At 71.5% G+C, this 7,690-nt stretch carries 5 protein-coding genes; 2 read left to right on the forward strand and 3 right to left on the reverse strand.

From position 1 onward, the window contains the following. Window positions 1-50 precede the first annotated feature (50 nt). Window positions 51-542 (forward strand): hypothetical protein, encoded by a 492-nt coding sequence (locus ACFU7D_RS27505; protein WP_378728209.1) that lies wholly within the window; start codon window positions 51-53, stop codon window positions 540-542. Here the strand turns inward: ACFU7D_RS27505 and ACFU7D_RS27510 are convergent. From ACFU7D_RS27510 to gabT, 3 genes are all read right to left on the reverse strand, one after another. Then, entirely contained in the window at window positions 539-3,991 is a 3,453-nt protein-coding gene (locus ACFU7D_RS27510) for an indolepyruvate ferredoxin oxidoreductase family protein (protein WP_378873335.1), read from the reverse strand. The genes ACFU7D_RS27505 and ACFU7D_RS27510 overlap by 4 nt on opposite strands. 167 nt (window positions 3,992-4,158) lie before the next feature. Then, complete coding sequence (locus tag ACFU7D_RS27515) at window positions 4,159-5,631, reverse strand: NAD-dependent succinate-semialdehyde dehydrogenase (protein WP_378873337.1); 1,473 nt, start codon at window positions 5,629-5,631, stop codon at window positions 4,159-4,161. After that, the gene (gabT, locus tag ACFU7D_RS27520) at window positions 5,628-6,965 is read right to left on the reverse strand and encodes a 4-aminobutyrate--2-oxoglutarate transaminase (protein ID WP_378873339.1); all 1,338 of its coding nucleotides are present in this window, start codon (window positions 6,963-6,965) and stop codon (window positions 5,628-5,630) included. The genes ACFU7D_RS27515 and gabT overlap by 4 nt, the downstream gene beginning before the upstream one ends. Window positions 6,966-7,030: 65 nt before the next feature. On the opposite strand from gabT, the gene ACFU7D_RS27525 reads away from it, so the two are divergent. Beyond that, window positions 7,031-7,690, forward strand: a 660-nt coding sequence (locus ACFU7D_RS27525; protein WP_378873341.1) for a LysR family transcriptional regulator, incomplete at its 3' end; no start/stop codon positions are given.

A 7,690-nucleotide genomic window follows, 5' to 3' on the forward strand; every position in this document is an offset into this window, starting at 1 on the left:
GGCCCGGTCCGCTAGGTTGCGTCCCAATCACCCCTCGAGAAGGAGCTCAGATGCCCACACCCGCCCTGCGTACGGCTCAGATGATGGCGCTCGCGTTCATGAGCATGGTCGTGGTGCTGGGGGTGGTCGTCTACCTCAGCGTCCCCGACCCCGACCTGGCGCTGCCGTCGACGTACGTCATCGGGGGTCAGGTCGTGGCCGGGGTCGTCATCGCCCTGATCCTCTCGACGATCGGGTTCCGGGCAGCCCCGATCACCCCGGGCACCGCCCCGGAGAAGGCGAAGGGCGAGGCGCTGCAGAAGCACCAGACATCGCTGATCCTCCGGCTCGCGCTCAGCGAGCTGGTCGCACTCGTCTCGATCACCCTCGCGTTCGTCCTCACCGAGGGCCAGCTGATGACGTACGTCATCGGCGGGCTCATCTCCCTGGCACTGATGGCGCTCTTCGCCTACCCCTCGGCCGGCAACGTACGCCGGGTGGAGGCCAGCCTCGACAGCGCTGGTGCGCAGTCGAGGCTGGCGGACACACTCGGCGTGATCTAGACCGTCAGGTCGATGCCCTCGGCGGCGAGCGCCTCGCGATAGGCCTCGACGTTGCGCATCTTCACGTTCTCGTAGCCGCGCACCATGTCCGGGAGCTCGGCGAGGCGAACGGCCCGGGCGTAGGACTCCTCGGTGAGGTCGGCCGCGAGGCCGGTGACCAGCGCGGAGTAGTGCGCGAGCAGGGCGCGCTCGGTCCGGCGTACGTGGGCGTGACCGAAGGGGTCCAGGAAGGTGCCGCGGACGAACTTCAGCGTCGCCAGGAGGCGCAGGATGAAGTGCGAACGCGGGCCGAAGGTCATCTTGCCGCCCTTGAGGAACGCCCCGAAGATCGGCGGGGAGAGCTTGAAGCTGATCTTGCCCTGGACCTCGGCGCGGACGCCGTCGAGCGCGGCCGGCGCGGTGAGGAGCCGGGCGACCTCGTACTCGTCCTTGTAGGCGGTGAGCTTGAACAGGTAGCGGGCGACGGCCTCGGAGAAGCGGGTGTCCTCGGTCACCGAGCGCTCGGCGGTCCAGATCCGGTCGACGGTCTCGACGTAGTCACGAGCGGTCGCCTGGTTCTGGAAGGCGACGAGCTTCGGCGCGCGGACCTCGGCGAGGCGGCGCACCTCGGCCTCGAACGTCGCGGCGTCCAGCGCCGGCACGACGATCGGCTCGACCGGAGCGGTGGCCGTGCCGGTGACCTTGGCGAACTCCTCCGGCATCGCGACCGAGGCGCGGCCCCAGCGGAAGGCGGCGACGTTCGCGCTGACCGCGACACCGTTGATGCCGATGGCCTCTTCGATCGCCTCGGCGGGAATCGGCAGAGCGCCGGCCTGGTAGGCGGCGCCGACCAGCAGGAAGTTGGCCGCGGCGGTGTTGCCGAAGAGGGTCTCCGCCGCCGCCAGCGCGTCGAAGGCACGCAGCGAGGACGTCGCGCTGTTCACCCGGGTGAGCAGCTCGTCGTCGGCCGGGTAGGCGATGTCCTTGTCATAGACCATCGGCCCGGTCGGCGTCTTGCTGGTCGACACGACCGCGCGGGTGTGCGCCGGGTCGCCGTAGGCGAGATTCTTGCCCTCGGCCAGAGTGAGCAGGTCGAAGCCGAGCAGCGCGTCGGCCGAACCCGGGGTGACCCGGTTGGAGGGGTCGATCGCTCCCGGTCCGAACCGCAGGTGCGCCGTCACCGGGCCCGCCTTCTGGCTCATCCCGACCTGGTCGAGCGACTCCACGCCGAAACCGGCACGCAGCGCGGCCGTCGCGAGCACCTGGTTGACGGTGACGATGCCGGTGCCGCCGATGCCGGCCATGAACACGCCGTACGTCTTCTCCAGCTCGCCGTAGCCGGGGTCCGCCACGGTCGGCGGCTCCGGGGTCGACTTCTTCGCCTTCTTGACCGTCGGGTCGGTCTCGACCGCCATGAACGAGGGGCACTCGCCCTCGACGCAGGTGTAGTCGGTGTTGCAGGAGGTCTGGTCGATGCGGGTCTTGCGGCCCAGCTCGGTCTCGACCGGCTGCACGGAGAGGCAGTTGGACTTCACGCCGCAGTCGCCGCAGCCCTCGCACACGGCCTCGTTGATCACGATCCGGGTGTTGCGGGCCTCGATCGTCCCGCGCTTGCGCTGACGCCGCGCGTCGGCGGCGCAATGCTGGTCGTAGATCAGCACGGTCACGCCCTCGACATCGCGCAGCTCCCGCTGAGCGTCGTCGAGGCGGTCGCGGTGCCAGAGGCGTACGCCTGCGGGGAAGTGGGCGCGGCGGTAGCGCTTCGGCTCGTCGGCGACCACGATGATCGCCTTGACGCCCTCGTTCATCAGCTTGTGGGTCAGCTGCGCCATCTCGACCTCGCCCTGCCGCTTCTGGGCACCGGTCATCGCGACGACGTCGTTGTGGAGCAGCTTGTAGGTGATGTTGACGTTGGCTGCCACGCAGGCCTGGATGGCCAGCTGCGCGGAGTGGAAGAAGGTGCCGTCACCGACGTTCTGGAACGTGTGACCGGCGTGGCTGTAGGGCGCCTGCCCGATCCACTGCGAGCCCTCGCCACCCATCTGGGTGATGCCGACGACCGCGCTGTCCTCACGCTGCGAGGCGGTCACCAGGGTGTGGCAGCCGATGCCGCCACCGCCCAGGCTCCCGTCGGGGAGCGCGGTGGAACGGTTGTGCGGGCAGCCGCTGCAGAAGTAGGGGGTGCGCGAGGTCGAGAGCAGCGGCAGGTCGATCCGGGCCGGACCGGCGGCCTTCAGCTGGGCGTGGCCCTTCAGCGCGCGGCGCAGCGGCGCGAGCAGGCGGCCGGCGGTCAGCTCGCCGTCGAGCGGCACCAGCGGGACACCGTTGCGGTCCTTCTTGCCGATGATGACGGGAGCCGACGGCTCGCCGTAGAGGATCTCGCGGATGCCCTGCTCGATGAAGGAGGTCTTGTCCTCGACGACGACGATCTCCTCGAGCCCGTCGGCGAACTCCGAGACGATGGTCGGCTCGACCGGCCACATCATGCCCAGGCGAAGCACCCGGATCCCGGCGGCCATCAGGTCGTCGTGGCCGAGGCCGAGGTCCTTCAGGCCCTGGCGCATCGAGTCGTAGCACGAGCCGGAGGCGACGATGCCGACCTTGGCGTTCGGTGCCTTGACCTCGATCCGGTTGAGGTGGTTCTCGGCGGCGTACGCCTTCACGACACCCATCCGGGGGCCGTAGAGCTTCGCCTCGGCGCCGACGATCCGGTCGGGGAAGAGCTCGATCTTGGTCGGCTCGTAGGTGTAGGGGACGCCGTCCCACTGGGTCTTCGGCATGACCGGGTCCAGGACGCCGATCTCCGGTTTGACCACCCAGGCGCCGTCGGCGACGTCGGCGACGATCTTGAGCGCGACGACGCAGCCGGAGGCGCGGGAGAGGGCGATGCCCTCCATGCCGTACTCGACGATCTCGGAGGCGTTGCGCGGGAACAGCACCGGGATGCCGAGGCTCGCCAGGGTCCGCTCGCTCACGGCCGGCACGGTCGAGGACTTCGCGGCCGGGTCGTCGCCGACCAGCATCAGCATGCCGCCGGTGGGGTGGGCACCGTACATGTTGGCGTGGCGCATCGCGTCGAGCGCGCGGTCGACACCGGGGCCCTTGCCGTACCAGACGCCGGTGACCCCGTCGTAGCGCTCGGTGTCGAGGGTGACCGCGGACTGCGAGCCCCACACCGCGGTGGCGGCGAGCTCCTCGTTGAGGCCCGGGACCACGGTGATGTCGGCGTCGGCCATCTCCTTCGGCAGACCCAGCAGCAGCTGGTCGAGACCACCGAGCGGGCTGCCCGGGTAGCCGGAGATGAAGGTGCCGGTGCGCAGGCCGCGGCGCTGGTCGAGGGCACGCTGCTCGACGAGCATCCGCGCGATCGCCTGGATCCCGGTGAGCAACACCGGGCCGGCTCCGACTCGATAGCGGTCTGCCAGGTCATAGGCCTCGAACGAGGTCCCGGGCTCGAACACTGCGGTCATAGGTGTGACTCCTCAATCTGCCGGGCGGCGCTGGTGGTCCGTCTGGAGTGTTGGTCGGGACCGCCCGGGTGGGGGCTGTCCCAATCGACCACCCGCAGGGTGTGCGGGTGGCCTGGGTCACATCATCGTTGATAGGGCCTCTGCTGTGCCAATCCCAAGGGGCGCGATCACCAGGCGACGCTGAGGTACTGCGTCTCGAGGTACTCCTCCAGCCCGGCCCGTGCGCCTTCGCGCCCGATGCCGCTCTGCTTCACCCCGCCGAACGGCGCCGAGGGGTCGGAGACGAGGCCACGGTTGACCCCGACCATCCCGGCGTCGATCCGCTCGGCGACGTGCAGCGCCTCGCCCATCTCGCCGAAGACGTACGCCGCCAGGCCGAACTCGGTGTCGTTGACCGAGGCCAGCAGCTCCTCGGTGTCGTTCCAGACCACGATCGGGGCCACCGGGCCGAAGATCTCCTCGCGCAGCAGCGGCGAGTCGGCAGGTACGCCGGTCAGGACCGTCGGCGCGTAGAAGTAGCCCTCCGAGGCGGGGACGTCGGCGCGATGCGCGACCACGGCTCCCGCGGCCACGGCGGCGTCGACGAGGCCGGTGACGGTGGCGTACGCCTTCGCGGAGATGAGCGGGCCGATGTCGCTGCCCTGCTCGGCGGGGCCGACGCGGAGCGCCTCGACGGCGGCACCGAGGCGGGCGGTGAACTCCTCGGCGACGTCGGCGTGGACGTAGAGCCGGTTGGCCGCGGTGCAGGCCTGTCCCCCGTTGCGGAACTTGGCGACCATCGCGCCCTCGACGGCCGCCGTGACGTCCGCGGTCGAAGTGACGACGAACGGCGCGTTGCCGCCGAGCTCCATCGAGGTGTTGACGACGCGGTCGGCGGCCTGGCGGAGCAGGACGCGGCCGACGCCGGTCGAGCCGGTGAAGGAGATCTTGCGGACCCGGGCGTCGGCGAGCCAGGTGCTGACGATCCCCGGGGCGTCGAGGCCGGGCACCACGTTGACGACGCCGTCGGGGATGCCGGCCTCGGCGATCAGCCGGGCGATCGCGAGCGCCGTCAGCGGCGTCTCGGCGGCAGGCTTGAGCACGACCGTGCAGCCGGCCGCGAGAGCCGGGGCGATCTTGCGGGTGGCCATCGCGGCCGGGAAGTTCCACGGCGTCACGAGGGCAGCCACGCCCACCGGCTTGTGGGTGACGATGGTGCGGGTGCCGCCGGCCGGCGAGGGACCGAAGTCGCCGTGCGGGCGCACGGCCTCCTCGGCGTACCAGCGGAAGAACTCGGCGGCGTAGCCGACCTCGCCGCGGGCGTCGGTCAGCGACTTGCCGTTCTCCAGCGCGATCAGGGCGGCGAGCTCGTCGGCGTCGCGCAGCATCAGGTCGCGGACCCGGCCGAGCAGGTCGCTGCGCGTGCGCGGCGGCAGCGCCGACCACGCGGGGAGCGCCGCCGCGGCCGCGTCGACGGCCGCGGTCGCGTCCTCGGGGGTGCCGTCGGCGACGTCGGCGACGAGCTCGCGGGTGGCGGGGTTCTCGACGGCGAAGACGCCGGCGCCACCCGGGCGCCACCCGCCACCGACGAGGACGCCGCTACCGGGCTCGAGGGCGTCGAGGTAGCTGGTCGCGGGGCTGGTCTTAGGGCTCGTGGTCACTTGGTCTCCTCCAGTGCGGTCGTGAGTACGTCCAGGGCCTCGTCGAGCAGCTCGTCGGAGATGCTCAGCGGGGGCAGGAAGCGGATGACGTTGCCCCAGGTGCCACAGGTCAGGGTGATGACACCCTGGCTGTGAGCGTAGGCCGCGACGGCCTTGGCGGTAGCGCCGTCCGGGTCGCCGGTGGCCGGGTCGACGAACTCGGCGGCGATCATCGCGCCCCGGCCGCGCACGTCGCCGATGCGAGCGTCACCCGCCTGCAGGTCGCGGAGCCTGCCGAGCAGGCGCGCCTCGATGTCCCGCGCCCGGGCGAGCAGGTCCTCGGCCTCGATGGTCTCGATCACCGCCAGCGCCGCGGCACAGGCGAGCGGGTTGCCGCCGTAGGTGCCGCCGAGGCCGCCGGGGTGGACGGCGTCCATGACCTCGGCACGGCCGGTCACTGCGGAGAGCGGCAGGCCGCCGGCGATGCCCTTGGCGCTGACGACCAGGTCGGGGACCACGTCGTCGTGCTCGACGGCGAACCAGGTGCCGGTGCGGCCGAAGCCGGACTGCACCTCGTCGGCCACGAAGAGCACGTCGTTGGCGCGGCACCAGTCGGCCAGTGCGGCGAGGAAGCCGGGCGCCGGGACGATGAAGCCACCCTCACCCTGGACCGGCTCGATCACGATCGCGGCCAGGTTGTCGGCACCGACCTGGGTCTCGATCAGGGAGGTCGCCCGGGCCGCCGCGAGCTTGCCGTCGATCTCGGCGGCGTCGCGGAACGGGTAGGACATCGGCGCCCGGTAGACCTCGCCCGCGAACGGCCCGAAGCCGTGCTTGTAGGGCATGTTCTTCGCCGTCATCGCCATGGTGAGGTTGGTGCGCCCGTGGTAGGCGTGGTCGAAGACGACAACTGCGTCCTTGCCGGTGAACGAGCGGGCGATCTTGACCGCGTTCTCGACTGCCTCGGAGCCGGAGTTGAACAGCGCGGTGCGCTTCTCGTGGTCACCGGGGGTGAGCCGGGCGAGCTGCTCGGCGACGGCCACGTAGCCCTCGTAGGGCGTGACCATGAAGCAGGTGTGCGTGAAGGCCGCGACCTGATCGGAGACGGCGTCGACCACCCGGGCGGCGCTGGAGCCGACGGTGGTCACCGCGATGCCGGAGCCGAGGTCGATGAAGCGGTTGCCGTCGACGTCCTCGACGATCCCACCGGCCGCGCGCGCGGCGAAGACGGGCATGGTCGTGGCCACGCCCTGGGGCACGGCCGCGACCTTGCGGGCCATCAGCTCCTGGGAGCGGGGGCCGGGAAGCGGCGTACGCAGGAGGCGGGACTGTTCGAGGGTCGAGGGCTCGGTCATGGGTTCAGCATGAGCCTCCGCAACACATGTCGTCCAAGACCTTTTGACTACTACAATCATGCCCCATGAGCATGGATCTGCGCCTGCTGCGCTACTTCGTCGCCACCGCCGACGCGGGCTCGGCGACGCAGGCCGCCGAGGTGCTGCACGTGACCCAGCCGGTGCTGTCGCGGCAGCTTCGTCAGCTCGAGGCCAACCTCGGGGTGCCGCTCTTCGCCCGCGAGGGCCGGCGGCTGCGGCTGACCAGGACGGCCGAGGACCTCCTCCCCCGCGCTCGCGACCTGCTGGCACACGCCGACGACCTCGATCGCGCCGTGGCCGTGCTCGCCTCGGGCCACCTCGACGAGCTCCATCTCGCCGTGCCCACGACGACGCTCACCGACGTGCTCGCCCCGTTCCTGGCGACGCTCGGACCCGACGACCCGGTCGCGATGGTCCGCGAGCTCGATCCGCGCGGCGCGGCGGCGGCCGTCCGTGCCGGTGCCGACCTGGCGATCGTCACCCGGCCGCCGGCCCGGTCCCTGGCCTCGCGGGCCCTCGCCGTGCTGCCGGTGTGGGCCTATGTCCGGCCCGAGGACCCGTGGGCGGGGCGGGGGTCCGTGGACGTACGCGACCTGGTGACGCGGCCGCTCGTGCTGCTCACCGACGACCTGCGTCCTCGACCGCTCCTGGACGCGGCGGTCGAGGCCGCCGCCCGGGGCGACCGCCAACGCCACGAGGTGTGC

The sequence above is a fragment of the Nocardioides sp. NPDC057577 genome, from assembly GCF_042801335.1.
Taxonomy (GTDB): domain Bacteria; phylum Actinomycetota; class Actinomycetes; order Propionibacteriales; family Nocardioidaceae; genus Nocardioides.